Genomic DNA, 25,585 nt, shown 5'->3' with positions numbered 1-25,585 from the left:
ATGCTGATCATCCTTGACCGGGACGGGGTAATTAACGAGTACGATGGCAACTACATCTGCTCGGCCGAAGAATGGCACCCCATTCCCGGCAGCATCGACGCGGTAGCCCGGCTCTGCAACGCTGGCCACCGGATCGCCATAGCCACAAATCAGTCCGGCATTGCCCGAGGCTATTACGACACCGACGAGCTGGACGCCATGCACGACAAGATGGCACAGCTGGTGGAGGCCGCCGGCGGGCACATCGATTTCATTGCTTACTGTCCCCACCACCCCGACGACCAGTGTGACTGCCGCAAGCCTCTGACCGGACTGCTCCGACAAATTCGCGGGCACTTCCACATCAGCGCACTGACCGGAGCCATCATGGTGGGAGACAGTCGCAAGGATCTGGAAGCAGGGGCCGCAGAGGGATGTCAGCCAATACTGGTGCGCACCGGCAATGGACTGGATACCGAACGCCATCTCGAAGCCCGGCCCATTGCCGACACCCGCGTGTTCGACAACCTCGCGCAGGTTGCCGACTGGGTGATTGGAGCGGGTTTGTAGGAGTAAAAGGGCGTTAGCTGCGCCAGAAATCCGGTGACAACATCACCAGCACACTGACCAACTCCAGTCTTCCCAGAATCATCGTCGCCATCAGCACCCACTTCGCCGCATCCGGCAGCGTCTCGAAATTCCCCGCCGGGCCAATAATATCCCCTAGTCCGGGACCAACATTCGTCAATGCGGTCGCCGCTCCGGACAGACTGGTGATCAGATCCAGCCCCAGAGCACCCAGTATCGCCGTCACAAAGGCCAGGGTCGCCAGGAAGATAAACGAAAACGCCACACTCGACGCAACAATGTCATCGCCGATCACCCGGCCATTGTAGTTGCGGGCGAACACTGCATGAGGGTGCAGAAGCCGACGCACCTGCTCACGCAGCAGCAGCATCGACAGCTGGAAGCGGAAGATTTTCATGCCCCCGGCCGTGGAACCGGAGCAGCCGCCCACAAAAGTAATGAACAGAAAGATCACCACTGCAAAGGGCCCCCAAAGCGAGTAGTCCGTGGAGGCATAGCCGGTCGTCGTTACCACCGACGTCACGTTGAACAGAGCATGCACAAAGGCATCAAACGCATCCGCATTGTTATTGACCACCCGGTAGACCATCAGCATCAATGCAATGGCCACCAGCATCACCAGGAAAAAACGTACCTGCTGATCTTTCAGAAGTGGTTGGCGCTGGCCATGGATAAAGCGCACAAACAGGAAGAAAGGCATACTGCCAAGCGCCATGAACATACTGGACGTCAACAGGATGGCGTTGGAATCAAACTGCCCCATGGAACTGTCCGAGGTGGAATACCCCCCGGTTGAAACCGTTGTCATGGCATGGTTAAGGGCTTCGAAAAAGTTCATGCCCAGCAACCAGTAGGCCAGAGTGCAACCGGCAGTCAGTCCCAGGTAGATACCTACCAGGCTGCGGGCCAGACTGTTTGTCCGGGGTACGACCTTCTCGCTCCATTCGGAGGATTCGGTGGCAAACAGTTTCATCCCACCGATCCGCAGGAAGGGCAGGATGGCGACTGCCATGCCAATAATGCCAATGCCTCCCATCCACTGCATGATGGAGCGCCAGAGCAGGATATCCGATGGCATCCGGTCGAGGCCGGTGAAGATGGTTGACCCTGTAGTAGTAACTCCGGAAATGCTCTCGAAGAACGCGTCGGTGACTGTTAGCCTCAGGTCACTCAAAAGCAGGGGCAGGGAAGAAAACAGCGGGATAACAATCCAGGCAGACACCGTCAGCATGAACATCTGACGCTGCCGTAGCACATGTTTTTTGCGCCCCACCATCACCAGAGCCACCAAGCCGGAGGTGAAACAGATCGCCGAGGAGGTCACAAATGCCAGCCAGTCCGGAGTTTCACCGAACATCAGCAAATTGACAGGAAGCGTCATCAGAAAACTGAGCAGGATCAGCAAAAATCCCAGAATCTGAATGATCGGTAAAATGTTCAAAACGGACTGAACTCCGGGTCCCAGAGAAGAACGTCAGGTCGGCAAGTGATACCGAGAACCAGGCCACGCGGCATTTATACACCCATTGATTCCGTTTCCCAAGGCTGTTTCCGGCGATTTCTTGTGGCCCGCTCAAAAGGGGTGGTAAAACCACAGTGAATCCGTATAATACCGGCCGTTGTTCGGCGTGTGGCGCAGCTTGGTAGCGCACTTCGTTCGGGACGAAGGGGTCGCAGGTTCAAATCCTGCCACGCCGACCATTTCCCGCTTTCCTCTCGCGATTTCTCCTGCATTACAGCAACGATTCTATCGGTAACAACGAGAACAGAAATACCAGCATCCGTTTCAGCGGGCCGGTACCGGGATCGTGTTCATAGCGTTCCGTTTCGTCGCCATTGTGTGCAATCCACGCCATCTCACCGTCATCATCCAACTGTACCTGGTACGCGCCCTGCTTCACCTGTTCATCAAAGACAGATTCGAGGGCTTGGGCGAGTTCAGCACTTTCGATCACAAAACCCAGTTCAGTATTGATGTGGTTGGAACGGGGATCAAAATTGAACGAACCTACGAACACCGTCTCGCCATCCACTGCAAACGTCTTGGCATGAAGGCTTGCAGAAGAGCTTCCCCGAAGCCCACTCTGCAGAGTTTTCTCGGCGGAGTCGTTACCGGGTATCCGGCGCAGTTCATACATCTCGACCCCGGCTTCCAGTAACGGCTCCCTATATTTCGCATAGCCTGCATGCACCATGGCCACATCATTCGCTTCCAGGGAGTTGGTGAGGACCCTTACTTCAACCCCGCGTTCCTCAAGACTCCGGAACAGCTCCACACCGGCATCGGTCGGGATGAAGTAAGGCGAAACCAGGGTGACGGAACGCTTGGGATCGCCTAGGGCTTTGCGTAACTGCTGGCTCAGAAGCTGATCTTTTTCTGCCTGTCCGAGGGCCTTGGCAGGGTCATCACTAACCATATCGACCGGTGCCCAGACATAATCCAGCTCGCCTGCCAGCAGGTCTTTCAGGAACCGGGAACCCTCAAGGGTCCGCACGTACTGCAGGGCTTCGTCAGTACTCTCAAGGGATCGGGCGCTCTCCAGCCATTGCTGCAGATCCTGCTCACCAGGTTCAGACAGTATGTCGGCCGCCGGATAGGAGGACGAACTCGCCCAGTAGCGATCAAAATCTGCAGACACCTGTTCAACGGCCGAACCAATGGTGAGTACATCAAGGTCAGCAAACAGTGCACCCTGGCCAGCTCCAAAGTACTCGTCAGCAATATTGCGTCCGCCGATGATGGCGGCCTGGTTATCCACCGTGAACGACTTGTTGTGCATTCGGTGGTTCAGGCGTCTGAAATCCGTCAGGTAACCCAGGACTTTGGGGCTGCGTAAAACAAAGGGGTTGAACAGTCGGACCTCAATGCTCTGGTGGCGATCAAGCGCTGCCAGAACCTGATCCAGCCCGGCGATGCCATTGTCATCCAGCAACAGACGCACGCGGACACCTCGCTCGGCGGCCCGGTACAGGGAATGCAGCAGCATGGTCCCGGTAATGTCATCACGCCAGATGTAGTACTGGACATCCATAGAGACGTCCGCCGCTTCCGCCAGCAGGGCACGGGCTGCAAACGCATCGTGGGGGTTGGCTAATGGATGCACCCCGCTCAGCCCCGGGTTGCTAATGACCTTTTCAGCGATTGCCCGGCCGATACGGGTATCAGAGGTCTGGGCGGGAGGAATGGCATAGCTTTCCGTTCGGTCACTCAGCGCAGGCAAGGCACAACCGGTGACCGCGAGAAAGGCAACGAAGACCGCCAGTGACACAACTGACCGCCGGACAAACATCAACATCCCCAAACATCGGCTCCTTGATTGTAGCCCTCACCTCAGAGCAAACCGCTCTTTTTTTAACCCATAACGGTGAGGTTACTACAACAATTCCTGCAGGTGTTGGTAATCCGTGTGGGAAACCGGTGTGATATCCGTCGCGTTGAGGTTTTCAAGATAGGCCTGCCGGTCCGGTGACGGCGCCATCAGAACAGCCCGGATGCGCTCCCGTATGATCGGGCAAAGACCCGCCCGAAAAACGAATGGATCAAAATGCAACGGGCGGGAGGACCAGAGCACCCGGAAGCTCTCTTCATTGATGAGCCCTTTTTTCAGGTAGGCATCAGCCCGCGTACTGGCAACAAAGGCACCGTCCACCCGGTTCTCCAGCAACGCATTCAAAGCTTTGTCGTGAGCACCGGCATACAGCAGAGACTCAAAGTAGGTATCCAGCCCTTCACCCACGACCTCCGGAAATTCTGCCCGGGGTACCACTGCTCCGGAGGTGCTGGCGGGATCGCCCAGGGCAACCCGCTTGCCCCGGAGGTCTTCAATTGTCCGGATACCACTGCCATGGTTTACCAGCAAAATCGAGTTGTAGTAACTGCCTGCCGGGCTGTAGAGGCCGCCTGCCTGAGCCAGGGATGCAAAGGCCTCGATGTCAGGATTTCTCTGGAACGCCATCATATAGGCAGCGGGGCCCATCACAGCCAGGTCGACAGCTCCGGAAACCATGGAATCGATCACGCTTTCGTAGGAAGTGGCACGAATGATCTCAACCGGCATACCCAATTTCTCACCCAGTAGCCGTATGAGCGGCTGATGTGCCCTGATCTGCTCATCAATGTTCTTTTCCGGCACCATGGTGATGGTGAGAGCCTGCATCTCACAAGCATTCGGTGTGTCCTGCTGAGACCATGCAGCGGTCACCCAGATCATCATGAAAAAGCCTACCGACCAACGCATCATTAAACTGGCTCCTCCAGCGCTTCCACTGCTTTTCCTATAAACCCGGCCACCTGATCTGCCGGGATTGGCCGACTGATGTGATACCCCTGAGCGAAATCACACCCGGCTACCTTGAGATGAACCAGCTGCTCCCGGGTTTCCACACCTTCAGCCACCACTTTAAGGTTCATACGTTTCGCGAGGATGATGGTGGAGGACACGATCGGGCTGTCGTCATGACTGTTGCTGATTCTTGCGATCAGGCTGCGGTCAATTTTGAGTTTGTCGACCGGCACCGACTCAAGATGGGCAAAGCCGGAATAGCCGGTTCCAAAATCATCAAGGCTGACGACGATACCGGCATTTTTCAGGATGTGGATCTGCTCCGCTGCTCTGGCATCCAGTACCGCAGTCTCGGTGATTTCCAACTCCAGATCCCTTGGCTGCAGGCCGTAGGATTTCAGTAGTTCCAGTACCGTTGCCCCGAAATCCGGCTGGGTTAACTGGACCGGTGATACGTTTACCGCCACGGTCTCAACCTCAAGACCTTCATCGCGCCACAGCAACAGGTGCTCGCAGGTCAGCCGCAGCACTTCCAGCCCCATAGGGATAACCAGGCCGGTGGTTTCGGCCATGTCGATAAAACGATCCGGGTAAAGCAGACCAAACTCAGGATGCTGCCAACGAACGAGGGATTCAAAACCGGATAGCCGCATGGTTTCCAGACAGACTTGAGGCTGGAAGTGAAGAACGAACTGCCTTTTGGCAAGGGCCTCCGGAAAGGCCTGTTCAAGGTGAAACGCCTCGGCATCCGTCACATTCAGAGATTGATCAAAGAACCGGTATTGGCCGCGGCCCGCCTTTTTCGCCGAGTACATGGCTGCATCCGCAGATTGGATCAAATCATCGATGGTCTGGCCGTCCCTGGGGCAGATGGCAATACCGATACTTGGACTGTTGTTGAGTTCGATACCGTCCAGCTCATAAGTCTGTGATAAGCGCCGGTGCAGGCCCTGGGCTGTATCCTCGATATCCGACTCACGCCGATCGCCCCCCAGTAACACTACAAACTCGTCGCCGCCGAACCGGGCTGCCAGATCCTCCGGCCCGAGATAGTTCTGGATACGACCTGCAACAGCTTGCAATAGCAGGTCGCCCACCTTGTGCCCAAGCGAATCGTTGATGGCCTTGAAGCGGTCAAGGTCAATAAACATTAAAGCCGTCAGTCGACGTTTCCGGCGCTGTTCACTCAAGGCCTCGGTTGCCGTTTCTATAAACTGTCGCCGGTTGAACAGGCCGCTGAGATGATCAATAGCCGCCGCCCTGCTACTTCTGGCATGTTCGCTCTCAAGGCGATCTATGAGCCGCTGATTCTTTCTCTCGGAAATCTGGAGATCGTGTAATGCCGATTGCTGCCGGTGCAGTGCCGATCTAAGCCAGATGATGATACCTGCCACTAACGCCGTCATGAGTACATTAAGTCCGAACTGCAAACGCTGGTTTGCCACAAGGGACTCAAGGATTTCCGGTTCAGGTTGGGCAATGGCTACAGAGAAACCATTAGGCGGTCGGGTTACATAGACATACTGGAACCGGGTATTACCCAATTCGAACTCACTGTGGCCACTGGCAACCCGTCCGTCTGAGGCCGGCCTGATCGGCGGTAACTCCGCGCCACCGACAATGACACCACTGCTATCGGCACGCATCCACTCGGCCCCGCGGGAATCCAGTACCTGCAGGAAACCACTGGAGCCCAGTTCGATATGCTGAAGCAGGCCTGCCAGGTAACCGATGTCGAGCTCAATAATGACCACCTTTTTTAACGATCCGCCAACCCGTTCGGGAACGGGAACGAGCATTGGCAACCGCCACACCGGAGCGCCTTCCTCATCACCCGAACCGACTCTCCTGAGAGGAAGTATCGGCTCATAGCCGAAAGCCTGAACATGCTGGCTGAGCTGCGCTAACCAGGTCGCCAACCCTGGACGCCCCGAAGGCGGGTGGCTGAAGAAGATCGGTGTGCCTTCCGCGTCATAAACACTCAAACGGTTAAAGACCGGATCCTCTGCCAGCAAGTTAAGGACCCGCTCATACCCATGATGGTTCGACTGGACTGCGACCTCATAACCAATGGACTTTGCCCTATCCGTCATCTGCTTGAGACTTTCCGACACAATCAACGCCAGGTTTCGGTGCTCAGAACCACGGGTATCCAGGGCTTCGTGGCGGGCATGAACGGATTGATAGATAAACAATGCCCAGATAAACACAACGATCAGTGCGCCGAGCACCAACATGGCAACGTGAACGCCACTCAACGGGCTGACATGAGACTTGGAGGGTAATTCTGTTTCTGACACCGGGGACCTACTACAACATTGAAAGCCATCCGATGGCGCCAATAGCATACCTTTAGCGTGAAGTTGCTCTATGACACTGTAATGACAGGACGTTTCGCCGGGGCTCGCACACGGCTCTCTCCGCTAATTTCATTTTTTGCACTATCTGTCATTGCATAGAAAAAACTCATCTAACAGATGTGTATATAACAAAGGCGCAAACGGCATCCCTGTCCTACGATGAAGTTATAAGGAGCCGTTGATTAGGGAGTCACCGTGCGCAAGAACCTACCTGTTACTGACAGAGAACAGCCCTTTCCACCCGGGAAAAAACTGATTTCTTCAACCGACCTCAGGGGAAAGATCCAGCACTGCAATCAGGATTTTGTGGATCTCAGTGGTTTTTCGAGAGAAGAACTGATCGGCCAGCCCCACAACATCGTTCGTCATCCGGACATGCCCCCCGAAGCTTACGAAAATATGTGGTCGCACCTCAAAGCCGGCGAACCCTGGATGGGTCTGGTCAAAAACCGCTGCAAGAACGGTGATTACTACTGGGTGAGCGCTTACGTTACCCCGGTAACCGACAGCGGTAATGTAGTGGGCTACGAGTCCGTGCGATCCTGCCCCAACCGGGCTGATGTGGAGCGGGCCGAGGCACTGTATGCAAAGATTCGGGCCGGCAAGAAGATAGCCACGTTCTGGAGCAAGCTGGACTGCAGCATGATTTTCTCCATTTCGGTGCTGCTGATTGCCGGCTTGTTGTTTCTCGCCGGATTCAGGACCGCTGCAGAACTCATCCTGGTCGTTGACGTCGTTCTTTACGGTGCCTGGAATTACTTCTTCCGGCGCCGGACCCTTACCGAAATCAGCGAGCAGCTGTCCCGCAGCTTTACCGACGACCTCGCTGCCAGGAGCTACACAGATGATGACCTGGCCCTTGGCCGGATCCGGGTTGCCGTTCTCTCGCAGCAGGCCCATCTGGACGCGGTATTAACGCGGATCGAGGACTCCTCCGAGGAAATGAAAGTGGCTTCATCACGCAGTGCCCAGGCCAGCATTGAGTCTCAGGATACACTGCGTCAGCAGCAATCGGAGATTGAACAGGTTGCCGCTGCCGTGCATGAGATGTCGATGACCATTGCCGAAGTCTCCTCCAACGTCCAGCGCACCGCCGAGCGGGCGGAGGGGGCAAGATCTTTCTCCGATGAAGGGCGCACGGTGGTCATGGAAACCCGGGAAGCCATCGACTCACTCAAACAATCCGTTCACGCCATCGGCGACGCAGTGGAATCGCTGTCACAGCAGACCAGTGAAATTGTGTCTGCGGCCAAGATCATCGAAGACATCGCGGACCAGACCAACCTGCTGGCCCTAAACGCTGCCATTGAGGCCGCCCGGGCTGGCGAGCATGGACGCGGCTTCGCCGTCGTCGCAGAGGAAGTTCGCGGTCTGGCCAAACGGACGCGGGACTCCACCAGTGAAATCCAGGGCATTGTCGAAGCCCTGCTGACCAGTTCCCGGCAGTCTGTGGATAAAGCCGAAGAAGGCAAGCTGGCCGCCGACTCAGGGCTGGAGAAGATGATCACCGCCGAACAGACCTTGAACGATATTGCGGAAAATGTGGGCACCATCGCTGAAATGGCCACCCAGATGGCAGCAGCGGTTGAAGAGCAGTCTCAGGTATCGGACCAGATCAACGAGCAGGTGGATAACATCTCGCAACTGGCCTCCGACAATCTGGTGAAAGGGCAGGAATCCACAGACAGTGTGGAGGAAATGGAGAGGATCACTGCAGGTCTTCACGAACTGGTCGTTCGATTCAAGTAATGGGCATGATCCGGGAAGGAGCACGTCGATGGTTTCCCGTTCAACAGAAAAGCTGAGACTTGCTGCCGTTGAGCGGCTGGGGTTGTTGGACACACCCCCGGAGGAACGGTTTGAGCGGCTTACCCGGATTGCCCGTCAGTACTACCAGGTCAAGAGCGCGCTCTTTACGATTCTCGATGAAGAGCGCCAGTGGTTCAAGTCCCGACAGGGAATCGACTTTCAGGAGACCTGTCGTTCACAAGCCTTCTGTGACTACGCCATTCGCCAGGACAAGGTCTTCGTGGTCGAGGATGCCACTGAAGATCCCCGCTTTCGCAATAACCCTCTGGTGACCGGCGACCCTCATATCCGCTTTTATGCCGGCCAGCCCATTCGCGAACCCAGCGGGTTCAAGATCGGTAACCTGTGCATCATCGACGACAAACCCCGGAAAATAGAGGAAGTCGACCTCGATATTCTCCGCACCCTCGGTACCATCATAGAAGACGAGCTTGAGCGTGCCGCCCACAGCGAAGATGCAGCTGAATACTTCCACTTATCCCATCTGAACCGGTCCATTCAGCGGGCCCAGAATATTTTTCTGACCAGCGACAATGAGCGCGCTGCGTTTGAGCAGTTATTATCCGACCTTCTGGCACTGACCGGCAGCGAGTTTGGTCTGATCGGCGAGATCCTGCACAAGCCCGCCGGGGAGCCATACCTCAAAGTCGGGGCGATCACCAACATCGCCTGGAACCCGGAAACCCAGGCTCTGTATCAGTCTGTTGAGCGGCGGGGCATGGTGTTCGATAATCCCGACAACCTGCTTGGCACCGCCATCCAGTCTGACGACGTCGTGATCTCCGACGACCTCATCAACGATTCCCGCAGCGGAGGCGCTCCTCCAGGGCACCCCAAAATCAACTGTTTCATGGCCATTCCAGTATTCTCCGCAGACCGGAAAATCGGCCTGGTCGGGCTTGCCAACAGGGCGGGCGGGTACAGGAAGGTCATGGCGGAAGAACTGGCACCTCTGCTTCAGACCGTCGGCAATCTGATAGAACGGAAACAGCTCTACCAGGAGAAACGGGAGCACCAGAAGCGCCTGGAGCAGGCAGCGAATTACGACTCGCTCACCGGACTGCCGAATCGTCGCCGCCTGACGGAGCTGTTCGAGCAGGAACTGTACGAAGCGGATCAGCGACAGGGGACCGTCACGGTGTGTTTTATTGATCTCGATGGCTTCAAGGAGATCAACGACGAGCACGGCCACGCCGTAGGTGATGCGGTTCTCAAGAGTATTGCCCAGCGCCTGGAGTCGGCCGTGCGTAGCCATGACCTGGTTGCTCGCCTGGGTGGCGATGAATTTGTGGCCATCCTCAGGGATGTGGACGATCCCAGGGTCTACGGTCGCTTACTGGAGGTGGTACGTCACCCCATCAGCTACCAGCACTTCGTGCTCCAGCTGTCTGGCAGCATGGGCGTTGCCGTTTACCCGGATCACGACGCCGATGCCGACCTGCTGCTACGCCACGCAGACCAGGCCATGTATGCGGCCAAAGAATCCGGCAAGAACCGCTACAAGGTCTTTGATGTGGAAAGCCACCTGAACCGGAAGGAGCGGGTTCGGGTTCTGGAACAGATTGAGTCCGCGCTGGCCCATAATCAGTTGGAGCTCTTCTATCAGCCAAGGATAAATCTGCAACAAAGGCAGGTAGAGGGGTTTGAAGCACTGATTCGCTGGCGGCACCCGGAAGAAGGGTTACTCAGCCCCGCCCACTTTCTGGTGCATATTGAATATACAGAGCACGCCCGACGGCTCGGCCTGTTCGTTCTCAATACCGCCATCCGGGAAATCAAACGCTTTGTCTGCAACGGACTACCGTTTCGTGTGAGCGTCAACCTCAGCCCGTCCCACTTTCTGAGTGATCAGTTTCGCAGCGATATGCGGGAAATTCTGGGCCCGTGCAACAATGAGGTGCGGTCACGTCTGATCCTGGAAGTACTCGAAACCACCGCCCTGGATGACATAGATATGGTGGTGGAAAACCTGGCGTTCTGCCGTCAGCAGGGCGTTGAGATTGCTCTGGATGACTTTGGCACGGGCTACTCGTCACTTAATCACTTTCGCAAACTGGACGTTCAGGAAATCAAGATTGACCGGTCGTTCGTCAGCGATATGCTTGATGGGGAGGATGGGATGATTGTCGAGGCGATTCTCAATCTGTCCCACAGCTTCCGGCGCCGCACGGTCGCCGAGGGCATTGAGGATCCGGAGGTGGAAGCCCGTCTGATCGAACTGGGCTGTGGCTCAGCCCAGGGTTATCTGTACAGCAAACCAGTACCGCTGGCCGATGCCCTGGCCTGGGCCGAGCAGTTCACCTGGGGACATCACCATACCGGTCTTCCCCAGGCCTGAAAGCTTGGGGCGTCAGTAGGCACCACGAATAAGATCAATGCCCGGTCTCAGCACATCCCGCCAGGCTTCGCCCAAATCAGGTGTGTACTCGGGATCATGCAGGCGTACCGTTTTCAGCAGCGAATTCAGCCACAGGTCATACCAACCCGGATCAATGTTGTAGTTGCTCCGGTTGTGGCTTTCCCCAAGATCCCGCAATTTACGGTCTGACATACCCCGGGCAACCAGGATCAGCTGCATCACGCCATTTCGCAGCAGGTGGCGCTGGGCGGCCATATCCGTATCCACAAAGCGATTACGAATGACATCTGAGCTGGACATAAAGAAATCGTAGAAATCCACGAAAAAATCGTCCTTGCGGCAACAGCGGCCATAGCTCTGGAATACGAGATCGGTCTGGTTCATTTGCAGCCTGTGTCCTTGAAAAATCCGGGGTTGTCCAATCAGGCCACGCATTCTAGAGAGACATCACAACTTTTCCATAGATATATGTAACAACTGACAACACATGCGACATATATATCTATGCCGAAAACCACCATTCCGGCAGCAAACGTTTGATGGCTGGCTGCATGAACCGATCATCAATCAACCAGATCACTCCCCGGTCGTCAGGGGTTCGAATGACCCGGCCCGCGGCCTGGGCTACCTTCTGCAATCCGGGTATGACGTAGGTGTACTCCTGGCCAGCGCCGAATCGCCGGTGGAGTCGCTGTTTCAGAATTTCATGCCAGTCATCAAACGGTGGTAATCCAAGGGTTGCCACGAAAGCACCAATCAGCTGCTCGCCCGGCAGGTCAATCCCTTCGCCAAACACGCCTCCCAGCACCGCAAAGGCTACCTTGCCCGGTGTTTGCTGAAATTCGTCCAGAAAGGCCTGCCGTTGCTGTTCCGACATGCCTGGTTGCTGGGAACGCTGGGGAATATCCGGCGCCCTCTCAGCCAGCGCATCGCTGACCGCACGGGCGTATCTGAAGCTACTAAAAAACGCCAGGTAATGCCCGGGGCACTCCCGGTACTGGCTGGCGATCAGATCCGCTATGGGTTCCAGTGAGTGCTCCCGATCGGCCTGGCGGGTGCTGATGCCAGGCGTGAACTTTACCTGCAACTGGTCGGCCCGGAAGGGGCTGGGCAGTGCCAGGAACGAGGTGTCATCCGGCATACCCAGCAGATCCCGGAAATACACGCCGGGGCTCAGCGTGGCAGAAAACAGCAACGTTGAATCGACAGCCTCAAAGCGGGGCCTCAGAAAGTCCGCCGGTATCAGGTTCTGGATGGCCAGGCGGGCACGCCCGCGGCCGACTCGCCGGAATTCACAGAGAGAATGTTGACCGAATTCTTCCGCCAGCTTGATAAAGCCAACGGCTTCAAACAGCAGCTCCTGCAAACCCTGATCCGGAGGGTTATCCACAAGGTAATCGGTGATCGCCGAGACCATGCCCTGAAGACTGCTCATCAGACCCGGCGGCAGGGTATCAAGAAATTCAACGCTGTCGTCGTCCCGTTCGCGGATCATCGACTGCCAGGTTCGCGCGGTTCTATCGAGGGCCTTTTTCAGCACCTTGGGCGCTTTTTTCCGGACCTGCAACAACCGTTGCTGCTCCAGTTGGCCGGAATACATGCCCCGGGCACGGTCCACCAGGTTGTGGGCCTCATCCACCAATATCCCGGCCTTCCAGCCATTCTGGCGAATAAAGCCATGGAGCAGGGCGGACTGGTCAAACATCCGGTTTACGTCCGCGATCACCACATCACTCCAACGAGCCAGTTCCTGTGCCAGGAAGTAGGGGCAGACACCATGCCCCGCAGCGATACGCGCCACTTCTTCCCGGGTGAGGCTCGTCCTGCTTTGCACTGCTTCCGCCCGGGCATCCGGCAACCGGTCGAAAAAGCCCCGGGCCAGAGGGCAAGAGTCGCCATGACAGGCCTTGTCCGGGTGTTCACAGGCATCGTCTTTCGACACCAGCTCCAGGGTTCTCAGTGGCCAGGGTCCGGGGTCTTTGCGGGCGTGGCGCAAGCGCTCAATTGCCTCGACCGCGAGCTGGCGAGCGGTGTTTCGGCAGGTGAGATAATACAGCCGGTCCTGCCCTGCGGCCGGCATCGCCATCAATCCCGGAAACAATGTGCCCATGGTCTTGCCGAGACCCGTGGGTGCCTCCAGTAACAAGGTTCCGGAACGCATGGTGTTTTTGTATACGGCCTCAGAGAGGGCTCTCTGGCGGGGCCGGAAATCCGGAAACGGGAACCTCAGTTGCTTCAGCAACGCATCCCGTTGTTCCCGATGGTGTTCTTCCTGTTCAGCCCAGTCTTTGTACAGTCGGCAAAGGGCTTCCAGCTCCAGCCAGAGTTCCCCGGCACCGGCGGTCTCGGTCAGCGGCGATTCCTTGTCGCGGCTGGCATCGTAATACACCAGAGACAGTTCAATACTGCGGCGCTGTTGCTGTCGACACAGCAGGGCGCCATAGGCACGCAACTGGGCCCGGTGCAGTGCTCGCTGGTGCTCCCGTATGCGCGACACATCGCCCCGGTGGGTCTTGATCTCTTCCAGCCTGTTGCGGTGGGGATGGTACAGATCCGCCCGGCCGGACAACTCCAGGCCCAGGCAGGTTCCGCTCAGCAGGTATTCACTTTTATAGCCATAGCCCCGACGAGCCTGAAGCGCCTGGTGCCCGGCAATCCCCTCTTCGGCACTGGGCGCCGGGGTATAACGGAAATCCAGATCCCCGCGGCGGGCGGCAAACTCACACAGGGTGCGGACGGCAACCTTCACCCGGATTCACCTGATGCATCGACGGCGCCATCCTCCTGCCAGCGGACATAGCAGACGCTGGCAGGAATGCCCTGTTCGGCAAAGAATTCAAGCCAGCGGACCTGATGATCCTGCAAGCGGTCACCCGGGCCTTTAACCTCAACCATTTCATAACGGTTATCCACAGCTTCGGCCTGTGGATAAAATCGGATCAGGTCGGGAAAGCCACTGCGATGCTCCCGGATATTGCCCAGTAAACGCTTAAAAATCGCCGTCAGGTGATCTGCGGGAATGCAGTCCATAGCCACTTCCAGCAACTCCCGGGTTAACGCTGGCCAGATCACGAATGGATTTGCGATACCTTCTTTGGTATCCCAGGTTTGCAGAATACGCTCCCGATAATCACCACGGTCGAGGGCGCCGAAACACTGATCAAACAGAGCTTGCCGACGGGCAACAAAATCCTCCCGGGTCAGATCCACTGGCCCCACATGAAACGGATGGAAAAAAGCGCCGGGTACGGGGTCAAAAATTGCCTGCCAGCAGAGCAGGCCAAACAGGCCGTTGATCAGGGTGTTTTCCACATAGGCCACAGGTGCCTGCTCTGTGGTCAGGTGGTCCCGCACGGCTATCTCCACCGACAGGCTGTCCGGCTTTGGCAGGCTTAATGTCCATTCCTCCAGCGATGGCCGCTCCGGAATCTCCGGCACCGGTGCTCCGACTTTCACCGCCAGCCGCTTGATGATCCGTTCCATACCCTGCACTTCGGCTTCATTGGCCGCGCTATCTCTCTTTTGCTGCCAGCTCAGGGCAAGCCTCCAGGCTTCCTCGAACCGCTTCATCCGCTCCAGCAGGCGCAGCTGTTTCAACCGTGCCTCACGGTGGTTAACGGCCGTGTACGCCGCCAGGGCCAGTTCCCGTTCACCCTGGCGCTCTGCCTGCCGGCCCAGCTCAAGCAGCAGACGATCCCGCCGGCCAGCAAGCCACGGATTGTCGGTGGCATCCGGCACCATGGGCCATACCTCGTTTGCCGGCATTCCCTGATCCAGGCGTTCCCGACACTGGTGCATGGCGAGATAGTTATCCACATCCTCACGCCGCTGGAACGCTCTGGATTCCGGCTCAAAGGCCACCTCCTCATATCGCTGATGGCCCAGCTCCACCAGCACGAAATCCGGCCAGCTCTGGCGAAGGTTGCCAAAAAACATCAACCGAATTCGCTCGAACAGATCCATCCCCCAGACTCGAGCCACCGGCCCGTATCCATCGCCGGGCCAGTCAGTCAGCAACCGGGGCTCAGAGAATGCCTCAGCCAGCAGATCCCGCATCCGCCCTTTGGACACAGTCTTTGGCTGACCGAGATCCGCCAGTACCCGAGCAAAACCGTTGCGCAGATCTCCGAGAGTGAACAGACGAAACAGATCGTCCAGGGAGAGCAGGGGGCTATTGTCCAGCCAATGTCCCTGAACAAGTTCCGAGATTGCCTCAGCCTCCGGAACGCCGATTTCCGGATAGGACAACTTATCCACACGAAACAGATCTCCGGTGCGCATAACCATCCGGGTCAACAACGCCCGTGCTGCGGGGGAAAGGTGAAAAAACCGATCAAGCTGTATCGATTCCTCTGCGGTCAGCAGATCCCTGTGGTGGGTCAGAACCCAGCCCAGAACTGTCTCCATGTTCTCCAGGTAATACAGGGGATTTTCGAGATCGGCTGCCCTGGGCGGGGACGCCTGCGTTAGTTGCTTCATAGGGAAACAGGAAAACCTTGATGCGAGTGCTTATACCGCTTACAACTCTATCACGGTCCGTTTCCGGTGCCAGTTACGGTACCCTGTACCGGGGAACAGCATTGCAATTCACACAGGGAGTCACATGGCCGCACCATCTGCCATCAAACCGGGTTTTCACGCTATCCACGCCAACCATCTGGAAGACCTCCGCCGGGCTGTGGTGTTCCTGTGCCGGGAGAACCCGTTGCCACCTCTGGAGAGCGAAACCTTTCTGGTTCAGAGTAACGGTATCGCCCAGTGGCTCAAGCTGGCGCTGGCCGAGAAGCGTTCAGACGACGGTATCGAGGGTGGTCTGGGCATTGCCGCCGGCATGGATTTCCTGTTTCCCGCCCGCTTTATCTGGCAGGCCTACCGGGCGGTTTTGCCTGATGGCGAAGTTCCTGAGCAATCCCCCTTCGACAAGCGCCGTCTGGTGTGGCGACTGTACCGACTACTGCCGGAACTGGTGGGGCAGGACGACGCGTTTCTCCCACTGGCGCGCTTTCTGGAGGGGGCCGATAGCGATCTGCGCAATTTCCAGCTGGCTGAAAAGGTGGCGGACCTGTTCGATCAGTACCAGGTGTTCCGGGCAGACTGGCTCAGCGCCTGGGAACAGGGGCGCGATGTGCTGATCAGCGCCAGGGGGGAAGAAAAGGCCCTGACGCCAGAAACCCTCTGGCAGCCACTGCTGTGGCGAAAACTGGTGGAAGACGTGGGGCCCGAGGCCCACACCAGCCGGTCACAGATCCACACCCGATTCATGGCAGAGGGCGAGCGCCTGCCGTCTCCGGCAAACCCCTCCCGGCTGCCCGGGCGCATCGTGGTCTTTGGTGTATCATCGCTGCCAAGGCAGGCTCTGGAGGCTTTGTCGGTACTGAGCCGGTTCAGCCAGGTGGTGCTGTGTGTCCACAACCCCTGCCAGTACTACTGGGCCGATATTGTCAGTGACCGGGATCTCCTGCACGCTGAGCGGAAGCGTGGCGCCACCCACCCGGCACTCTCGAAGATTGCCGACCCGGACCACCTGCACCAGCATGCAAACCCTCTGCTCGCCGCCTGGGGCAAACAGGGCAGGGACTATATCCGTCTGCTCGATGAATTCGACAATCCTGAGGAATACCAGGGCAGGCTCGGCACCCCGGACCAGAAGATCGACATCTTTTCCGACCACGGTGACCCAGCCGACCCAACACTGCTGCACCAACTGCAGAACGACATCTACAACCTGACACCCCTGCAGGACATTCGCAGCGAGCAGCGCCATCTGGAGCTGACCCGGGATCATTCCGTGGCCTTTCACAATGCCCACAGCCCGCAGAGAGAAGTCGAGATTCTCCATGACCAGCTGCTGGCCGCGTTCAATACCGACACCGATCTCCGACCCCGGGACATCATGGTGATGGTGCCCGATATCAACGTCTACGCCCCTCATATCCAGGCGGTATTCGGCCGCTACCGTGCAGGCAGTAAACGACACATTCCGTTCACCATTTCCGATCAGGGCCAGCGCCACCATGAACCGGTGGTCATTGCCCTGGAAACCCTGATGTCACTGCCCCGCAGCCGGTTCGGTGTCAGTGAGATCCTGAGCCTCCTGGAAGTCCCCGGTATTCGCTCCCGGTTCGGCATTGAGGAGAGCGACATTCCATTGGCCAGACGCTGGGTGGAAGGTGCCAATATTCGTTGGGGCCTGCATGGCAGGCACCGTGAGAGCCTGAACCTGCCGGCGGATCTGGAACGAAACACCTGGCAGTCGGGGCTGCGGGCCATGCTGCTTGGTTACGGCATGGGCGAGGATGACCCCTGGTCCGGGACAGAACCCTATGGCGAAGTCGGTGGGCTCCAGGCTGACCTTGCCGGCCGCCTGGCAGAGTTTGTGGATCGTCTGGAAAAGCTCTGGCAAAAGCTTCAGACACCGAGAACCCCAGACGCGTGGGAAACTCTGTTTTCAGACATGCTTGAGCACTTTTTCCACAAGGTGGAAGGCCACGACCTGCTCTTGCTGAACCGCTTCCGCCGCCAGCTTGAGCAATGGCTGGACGATTCTCTCGCGGCGGGGCTGAGTGAACAGTCGTTGCCCCTGAACATCATCCGGGATGTGCTATTGGCCGGTCTGGACGAAGGCGGCCTGAACCAGCGTTTCCTGGCGGGCAAAGTTAACTTCGCCACCCTGATGCCGATGCGCGCCATCCCATTCCGCAGGGTCTGTCTGCTGGGTATGAATGACGGCGACTACCCGCGTTCCCGTCCCCCGGTCGACTTCGACCTGATGGCCAACGACTACCGGCCAGGCGACCGCTCTCGCCGGGAAGACGACCGCTACCTGTTCCTTGAAGCGCTGCTCTCGGCCCGGGAACAGCTCTATATCAGCTGGGTGGGCCGCAGCATAAAAGACGACTCGGAACGGCCACCCTCGGTTCTGGTAGCACAGCTTCAGGACCACCTGAACTGCCTCTGGGCGCTTGCAGGAGAGAGCGCTCCTTCCGTCACCCGGGCGCTGACTACTCAACACCCGCTACAACCCTTCAGCCGGGACTATTTCCCTCTGTCGAATGCCTCTGCCGGCAGCGAAGGCCATCTTCCAAAGCCTCTGCCTGAGGTGCTTCGCACACGCAGCCTGTTCACCTACGAACAGGAATGGCGCAGCGCCCACGGCGCCGACGGTCTATCGACAGAGCAGCAAACATTGTCTTACCAGGCACCGGAGGAACCGCTGACCCTCAACGACCTGGCCAACTTCCTCAGGAAACCCATCGATACCTTCTATCAGCGCCGCTTGCAGGTGTATTTCGAGGATGTGGATGACGAGGATACCGATAACGAAAACTTCGATCTTAACGGCCTCGATCGTTGGCGGCTGGACAATGAACTGATCCGGCAGGGCGTGCTCAAGGCTGGCTCCGAAGACGAGCTGTCTGAACGCATTGAATCCACCCTGGATCGGATGGCGCGCCGGGGTGATCTTGGCATGGGAGTCACCGAGCACCGTTTGCGCGGTGAGCTGGCGGGGCGGCTGCCCGATCTTTATAGCCGATACCGCCACGCCCTGACGGAATGGCCTGAAGTTCTGAAAGAACCGGTGGCCTTCGATTACGGCTATCAGAGCGCCCGGGGCGGCGTTGAAGTCGCAGACCTGATCGGAGAACTTCGCCGCAACCCTGAGGGTCAGCTATGTCGCTTGGTGGTAGCGGCATCCAGCCTGTTATCCACAGCCGGGTCCGGCAAAAAGGTCCGCTACGCCAACCTGATGCGGGACTGGCTGATTCACCTCGCCGGACAGTTAACCGCACAGCCGTTCGAGACCCTGATACTCGCCAAGGAGGAAAAACGACTCTTCCGGTTCGCCCCGTTAGCCCCGGAACTGGCGAGAAAGCATCTGGACGCCATACTGGACGCCTGGATGGAAGCCACGACCCGCACCCTGCCAATACATTGCGAGGCCGGGTTTGCCTGGATCACCAGCTATTACCAGAGCAAAAAATATCTGGGTGACCACGAACGCGCCCAAAGCGAAGCCGGGCAGGCCTACGCCACCGCACTTGAACGGGACACCGGCTATCTGCGTGGATCATTTAACGATCCTGATGCTCTGATACTCAGTGGTGAATTCGAGGCATTGCTACACCAACTGTATGTACCCCTGTGGGAGGCGGAACAGGGCAAACGAGCAGCAGACCAGATCGAGGGTATGGCATGAGCAACGAAATGACGCCCAACCGCAATCCGAACCTGGATCCCCTGACCCTGCCACTGAGTGGCAGCACCCTCATCGAAGCCAGTGCCGGGACCGGCAAAACCTTCACCATCGCCATTCTCTACGTGCGCCTGGTACTCGGCCACGGGCAGCAAGACGGGGAACCACTGGCCGGAGGCATTCTGCCACCCAATCTGCTGGTGGTGACCTTCACCGATGCCGCCACCAAGGAGCTGCGGGACCGGATCCGCAACCGACTGACCCAGGCCGCCGAGGTATTCTCGGATCACAGTGGTGAACCCTCGGCTGAAACACAGCTGCTGTTTGACCTTCGTGACGCCTGCTATCCAGATCCGGAGACCTGGCCTGACTGCCGCAAGAAGCTGCTGCTGGCAGCGGAATGGATGGACGAAGCCGCCGTTTCCACTATCCACGGTTGGTGCAACCGCATGCTCAGCGAGCACGCCTTTGACAGCGGCAGCCTGTTCAAACTGACCCTGGAGACAGATCAGAGTGAACTGCTGGACGATGTGGTTCGGGACTACTGGCGAACCTTTATTTACCCGCTACCCGACGAACTGACCGATGAAGTTCTGAACCACTGGAAAACCCCGGACGTGCTGCGTCAGTCCATCCGCAACCTGCTGCCGGATGCCAGCGAGCTCGAACCAACCCGAGGCGATGTTCGCGAAACCATCAACGGGGTGGTCAGCGAACGCCTGGCCCGCTCCCGGGAATTGAAGACCCGGCCCTGGGGCCAGTGGCAGGAAGACGTCGTTGCTCTGCTCAACGACCTCAACAAATCCAAACGCCTGCATGGCGCCAGTAAAAATGCCATGGTTAAAGTCTGGGACACGCTGGCAACCTGGGCTACATCCGAGGACCTGCTCCCGGACGGACTCGACAAAGCCGGATTCAGAAATCAGACCCCGGAGGGGTTAGAGGCCATCCTCAAAGGTGAGGGGCCTGCCCCCCATCATCCGGCATTCGATGCCATCCATGAGCTGGTGGAGTTCGGCCGCAACCCGCCCACTGCCCGTTCAGACATCCTCCGCCATGCCAGTCAATGGGTGGCAGCGCGGCTGGAATCGGAAAAGCAGCAGCGCTCGGAAATGGGCTTCGACGATCTGCTCACCCGGCTGGATGATGCCCTGCACGGCCCCCGGGGTGAACAACTGGCGGCCACCATTCGTCGCCAGTTCCCGGTGGCATTAATCGACGAATTCCAGGATACGGATCCGGTCCAGTACCGGATCTTCAATCGCATCTATCGGGTTGCCAGTAACGACCCCGCTACCTGCCTGCTGATGATCGGTGACCCCAAACAGGCCATCTATGGTTTCCGGGGTGCGGATATCTACACCTATCTTGAGGCCCGGGAGGGCGCCCGGGACCGTACCTGGACCCTGGGCCGGAACTTTCGCTCCTCAAAAGCCATGGTGGATGCCGTTAACCGGGTGTTCGAGCACGCCGACCAGCACAGCCAGGACGGCGCGTTCCTGTTTGGCAAGGGAAACGCGACGCCACTCCCGTTCCAGAGCGTGGATGCCAATGGCACCAAACGGCAGTGGTGTATCGAAGGTATCGCCCAGCCCAGTCTCAGCTTCTGGACACTGGACAGCCAGGAAGAAGATAAAAACGGCAACCTCAAAGCCCTGGCAAAGGGCACAGCCACGGCGGACGTTGCAGAATCCTGTGCCAGTGAGATTGCGCGCCTGCTGACGCTTGGGCAGCAGGGCAAGGCCGGGTTCAGCCTGGCGGATAGCCCCTCGGATCTGGAACCGGTGCAGCCGAAGGACATAGCCATTCTGGTAAACAACCGTGGCGAAGCGGCGGCGGTGCGCAACGCCCTGGGCCAACGCCAGATCAAGAGCGTCTACCTGTCAGACCGGGACTCGGTACTCACTTCCACCGAATCCAAAGAGGTGCTGACCTGGCTTCGGGCCTTTGCCGAGCCCCGGCAACTGGCTCTGACCCGGGCAGCCCTGGCCACCCCGACACTCGGGCAGTCCTGGCAGGACCTGGACCAGCTTCTGACCGACGAAATTGCCCTGGAACGTGAAATTCAGCGCTTCATGGGTTACCACGAGCAATGGCAAAACCAGGGCGTCCTGCCCATGCTTCGCAGTTTCCTGATGGATTTCGATGTGCCTGCCCGGCTGCTCAAACAGCCCGACGGTGAACGTCGGCTTACGGACATTCTGCACATCGCCGAACTACTCCAGCAAGACAGCCTGCAACTCGACGGCGAGCATGCTCTGGTGCATCACTACGCCCAGATCCTGAGAGCCGCGGATGAAGAAGATGAATACCGGACTCTGCGTCTGGAAAGCGATGCCGGGTTGGTGAAAGTGATCACTGTGCATAAGTCCAAGGGCCTGGAATACCCGCTGGTGTTCCTGCCGTTCGGCACAGCTTTCCGCGCTGAAAACGAACGCCAGGCCTATGTCCGTTATCACGACAACAACGGCCACCTGACAACCATCTTTGATCCGGAGCCTGAAGACCTCGTTCGGGCTGACCGGGAACGACTAGGTGAGGATATCCGGAAACTCTACGTCGCACTGACCCGGGCCCGCTATGCCACATGGGTTGGTGTCGCCGCCATTGAAAGCTGGTCCCGCAGTGGACTGGGCTACCTGCTGGGTGGTGAGGCCATGGAACAGCGAGGGCTGACAGCGAGTCTTCAACCCCTGGCCAACGGCGACGAGACGATAACGCTGATGCCCTTGCCGGAGGCCAGTGAACTGGCCTACAGCGAGCAGGCACCTGACGCTCTGGGCCCAGCCCTCGAATCCACGCGGGAGGCCAGGGAGGATTGGTGGATTGCCAGCTACTCGTCCATCGAGTACACAGGGCTGGCCGGTACCGGCGTCGTGTTTGCGGGAGAAGTAGAAGATGCTGAAAGCCAGAACCTGCTTGAGGAAGCTGCCCAGAACACCGAAGAGAGCGTCGCATTGTCCGTCTCCGGGTATTCCCTGCATCAGTTCCCGAAAGGCGCTGGCCCCGGTACCTTCCTCCATGAGGTGCTTGAATGGTGCACTCAGCAGGGCTTTGCAGAGGTTGTGGATAACTCTGAATTACTCAGGGAGTACCTGACCCGTCGTTGTGCCACCCGGGGTTGGAGCGAATGGGTCGACACTCTGGAACAGTGGGTATTGGCACTGATTACCACCCCGCTGCCCCTGAACCGGCAGCAGGACCGTCGGGTTGCCCTGAAAGCGCTGGTCGGCGCTCGTGCAGAGCTGGAGTTCTGGTTTGAAAGCTGTGAGGTATCCACCCGCGCTCTGGATAATCTGGTCCGTGAGCATACCCTCGAGAAGGCCGACCGGATGCTTGTGGATAACCGACGATTCAACGGCATGCTCAAGGGTTTCATCGACCTGGTCTTTGAACATGAGGGCCGATACTACGTGCTCGACTATAAATCCAACGCCCTCGGCGATGACCACAATGCCTATACCGAACAGACCATGGGCCAGGCCATTCTCGACAAGCGTTACGACCTGCAGTACGTGCTTTACCTGCTGGCCCTCCACCGTTTGCTGAAAGCCCGGTTGCCGGAGTACGACTACGACCAGCACATTGGCGGCGCGGTTTATCTTTTCCTTCGCGGCATCCATGCGCGGGGAGCAGGGGCGTTCACCGACAAACCTCCCCGAGCACTGATTGAACAGCTGGATCGGCTCTTCGATGGCGCCGGACCGGCTACGGAGGATGCCGCATGAGCCGCACCCGACAGACTGACAACCAGTTCACGCTGGACCTGGACGCACCAGACGATACGCCCCGACAAACCAGCCAGGCCCCGGAGCTGAACAGCCTGACACAACTCAATGAGTTGCTGGAGCACTGGCGCCAGGCGGAGTGGATCCGCCCGCTGGATGTCGCCTTTGCCAACCTGATCCATTCTCTGTGCAAAGAGCAGGGAGAGACGCCAGAACCTTTGGTGCTGCTGCTGGCGGCCCTGGCTTCCCATCAGGTAGGACGCGGCCATGTCTGCATCGACCTGGCATCCCTGCTGGACGATGCCGACCGCGCCCTGGCGATCCCTCCCGAAGAGGGCCGGAACGGACATCTGTCAGACGAGCAGCTCGAGGTTCTGGCCACACTGAACCCCGCCGAGGTTCTCGCTCAAGTGTCTCTATCTCAGGCTATGGCCTTGTTGGAGAATAGCCAGGCAGTAAGTGATGGCTCACACACTACACCCCTGGTACTGGATGGTACTCACCTTTACCTGCGCCGGCTCTGGCGTTATGAACAACGCATAGCCGAAGGTATTGAAACCCGGCTGGCAGCACAGACCGCACTGGAGAATCCTCAGGGGCCAGCAGCACAAACACTGGCCCGGGCTCTGGACGTACTTTTCCAACCCCAGCCCGGGGTGGATTATCAGCGGGCAGCCTGTGCCCTGGCAGCCCGTAATCGGTTTGCGGTGATTACCGGAGGGCCGGGTACCGGCAAGACCACCACGGTGGTTAACCTGCTTGCCGCGCTGCAGGCGGTTGCCACCGAAAGCCCGGATCGGGCTGGCCGGCGTTTCCGTATCCGACTGGCGGCTCCGACCGGAAAGGCCGCAGCGCGGTTAAACGAATCCATCGGCAACGCCGTCAGCAAGTTGCCCTTTACGCAACTACCTGGCAACGTCACGCAGGAGGATATTCCTACCCGGGTGACGACCCTGCACCGACTGCTGGGTAGCCGACCAGACACACGACAATTCCGCCACAATCACGACAACCCACTGCTTGTGGATATCCTCGTCATTGACGAAGCCTCCATGGTCGACGTTGACCTGATGGCCTCCGTGTTCGACGCCCTGCCATCCCATGCCCAGTTAGTTCTGCTGGGTGACAAAGACCAGCTCGCGTCCGTCGACGCCGGAGCCGTTCTCGGAGAGCTCTGCCAGCGGGCCCGTAAAGCACACTACCGACCGCAGACCGTAAAATGGCTCAACGCGGTGAGCGGACAGTCACTGCCTGACGAGCTTGTGGATAACAATGGCATTGGCCTAGACCAGGCGGTGGCCATGCTGCGCAAAAGCTACCGGTTCACCGAAGACAGCGGAATACGCCAGCTGGCCGAAGCGGTCAACGATGGCACTCTGGGCGCCAACATACTGGAACAAATCCGTACCGGTGGCTTTAGCGACGTTATCTGGCTTAACGGCCATGACCACAGGCCAGATCCTGTCGCCACCCTGGCCCGTATCGCCCGGCACAGTGTCAGCGGGTCGCCAGAAGCTTTCCACAACGGCGGCAATGGCCGGATCGTCCATGGGCAGGAGTTATCCACACCCACTGGCTACCGCCACTACCTTTCATTGATCAGGAACCACCAGCTCGGCGCCCACAGTACCCGGGCCGAGTGGGATGAACTTGCCCGCGAGGTTATCGGCGCCTTCAATGACTTCCAGATCTTGTGCGCCCTGCGCCAGGGGCCTTGGGGAGTCGAGGGGCTGAATGAACTGATCACTCAGCAACTGCTGGCCGAAAAACTTATCCACAGCTCGGAAGGGTGGTGGTATGCAGGCAGGCCAGTGCTGATCACCGGGAATGATTACAACCTCGGATTGATGAACGGAGATATAGGTATCACGTTCCGGGTTCCCTGGGGCGAACCCGACGGTGAGCGAGTATCCCTGGTGTCCCGGGTCGCTTTCCCCAGTGGCGACGGTACCGATGGTATCCGCTGGATATCCCCCAGCCGTTTGCAGCAGCTTGAAACTGTCTACGCCATGACCGTTCACAAATCCCAGGGCTCCGAGTTCAACCACACCTGCCTGGTGCTGCCTGACCGCATGAGCCCGGTGCTGACAAGAGAGCTGGTCTACACCGGCATTACCCGGGCAAAAAACTGGTTCAGCCTGATTACCGGAAACCCGGAGGTACTCAAAGAAAGTACCGGGCAACAGGTAAACCGGGCTTCCGGGCTCGCACGGCAGTTAATGCAACGGTAAACCAATGCACGCTGTCCACAGCATCTGGGGACAGCGCACGACTTGTGGATAAGT

At 58.2% G+C, this 25,585-nt stretch carries 13 protein-coding genes and 1 tRNA gene; 7 read left to right on the top strand and 7 right to left on the bottom strand.

What is annotated here, in order from left to right; genetic code table 11:
• Positions 1-549: a D-glycero-beta-D-manno-heptose 1,7-bisphosphate 7-phosphatase gene (gene gmhB, locus FWJ25_RS07915; RefSeq protein WP_149599734.1), complete on the top strand. Its 549-nt coding sequence runs from the start codon at positions 1-3 to the stop codon at positions 547-549.
• A 13-nt stretch (positions 550-562) separates the two neighbouring features.
• On the opposite strand, the gene FWJ25_RS07910 is transcribed toward gmhB, so the two are convergent.
• Positions 563-2,008, bottom strand: coding sequence for a TrkH family potassium uptake protein (locus tag FWJ25_RS07910; RefSeq protein WP_281292529.1), 1,446 nt, complete (start codon positions 2,006-2,008; stop codon positions 563-565).
• A 183-nt stretch (positions 2,009-2,191) separates the two neighbouring features.
• On the opposite strand from FWJ25_RS07910, the gene FWJ25_RS07905 reads away from it, so the two are divergent.
• Positions 2,192-2,268: transfer RNA gene (locus FWJ25_RS07905), tRNA-Pro, on the top strand.
• 32 nt (positions 2,269-2,300) lie between these two features.
• Here the strand turns inward: FWJ25_RS07905 and FWJ25_RS07900 are convergent.
• The 3 genes from FWJ25_RS07900 to FWJ25_RS07890 all read right to left on the bottom strand — a co-directional run bounded on the left by FWJ25_RS07900 (position 2,301) and on the right by FWJ25_RS07890 (position 7,087).
• Positions 2,301-3,857: a phospholipase D family protein gene (locus FWJ25_RS07900; RefSeq protein ID WP_149600055.1), complete on the bottom strand. Its 1,557-nt coding sequence runs from the start codon at positions 3,855-3,857 to the stop codon at positions 2,301-2,303.
• Positions 3,858-3,941: 84 nt separating this feature from the next.
• A complete protein-coding gene (locus FWJ25_RS07895) occupies positions 3,942-4,808 on the bottom strand; it encodes a phosphate/phosphite/phosphonate ABC transporter substrate-binding protein (protein ID WP_149599733.1) in 867 nt (288 codons plus the stop codon).
• On the bottom strand, positions 4,808-7,087 hold the full coding sequence (locus FWJ25_RS07890) for a putative bifunctional diguanylate cyclase/phosphodiesterase (protein WP_438616564.1): 2,280 nt from the start codon (positions 7,085-7,087) through the stop codon (positions 4,808-4,810). The genes FWJ25_RS07895 and FWJ25_RS07890 overlap by 1 nt, the downstream gene beginning before the upstream one ends.
• Positions 7,088-7,405: 318 nt before the next feature.
• Between FWJ25_RS07890 and FWJ25_RS07885 the strand changes: the two genes are divergently transcribed.
• Complete coding sequence (locus FWJ25_RS07885) at positions 7,406-8,959, top strand: methyl-accepting chemotaxis protein (protein WP_149599731.1); 1,554 nt, start codon at positions 7,406-7,408, stop codon at positions 8,957-8,959.
• A 28-nt stretch (positions 8,960-8,987) separates the two neighbouring features.
• Positions 8,988-11,357 (top strand): sensor domain-containing phosphodiesterase, encoded by a 2,370-nt coding sequence (locus tag FWJ25_RS07880; protein ID WP_149599730.1) that lies wholly within the window; start codon positions 8,988-8,990, stop codon positions 11,355-11,357.
• Between the two features lie 12 nt (positions 11,358-11,369).
• Here FWJ25_RS07880 and FWJ25_RS07875 read toward each other — a convergent pair whose 3' ends face one another.
• The 3 genes from FWJ25_RS07875 to FWJ25_RS07865 all read right to left on the bottom strand — a co-directional run bounded on the left by FWJ25_RS07875 (position 11,370) and on the right by FWJ25_RS07865 (position 15,857).
• Positions 11,370-11,762, bottom strand: coding sequence for a globin family protein (locus tag FWJ25_RS07875; RefSeq protein WP_149599729.1), 393 nt, complete (start codon positions 11,760-11,762; stop codon positions 11,370-11,372).
• Between the two features lie 118 nt (positions 11,763-11,880).
• Positions 11,881-14,127, bottom strand: coding sequence for an ATP-dependent DNA helicase (locus tag FWJ25_RS07870; RefSeq protein ID WP_149599728.1), 2,247 nt, complete (start codon positions 14,125-14,127; stop codon positions 11,881-11,883).
• Positions 14,124-15,857, bottom strand: coding sequence for a VRR-NUC domain-containing protein (locus tag FWJ25_RS07865; RefSeq protein ID WP_149599727.1), 1,734 nt, complete (start codon positions 15,855-15,857; stop codon positions 14,124-14,126). Before FWJ25_RS07865 ends, FWJ25_RS07870 begins: the two co-directional genes overlap by 4 nt.
• Positions 15,858-15,981: 124 nt before the next feature.
• On the opposite strand from FWJ25_RS07865, the gene recC reads away from it, so the two are divergent.
• From recC to recD, 3 genes are read left to right on the top strand one after another with little or no spacing between them, the layout of a single operon-like run.
• A complete protein-coding gene (gene recC, locus FWJ25_RS07860; RefSeq protein WP_149599726.1) occupies positions 15,982-19,575 on the top strand; it encodes an exodeoxyribonuclease V subunit gamma in 3,594 nt (1,197 codons plus the stop codon).
• Entirely contained in the window at positions 19,572-23,300 is a 3,729-nt protein-coding gene (gene recB, locus FWJ25_RS07855) for an exodeoxyribonuclease V subunit beta (RefSeq protein WP_149599725.1), read from the top strand. The genes recC and recB overlap by 4 nt, the downstream gene beginning before the upstream one ends.
• On the top strand, positions 23,297-25,531 hold the full coding sequence (gene recD / locus FWJ25_RS07850; protein WP_149599724.1) for an exodeoxyribonuclease V subunit alpha: 2,235 nt from the start codon (positions 23,297-23,299) through the stop codon (positions 25,529-25,531). Before recB ends, recD begins: the two co-directional genes overlap by 4 nt.
• Positions 25,532-25,585: the final 54 nt, after the last annotated feature.

It is taken from the genome of Marinobacter salinexigens (assembly GCF_008370345.1).
GTDB classification, from domain to species: Bacteria; Pseudomonadota; Gammaproteobacteria; order Pseudomonadales; family Oleiphilaceae; genus Marinobacter; species Marinobacter salinexigens.
The sequence above is the reverse complement of the archived record's forward strand: the minus strand, read 5'-3'. Positions and strand labels throughout refer to the sequence as shown.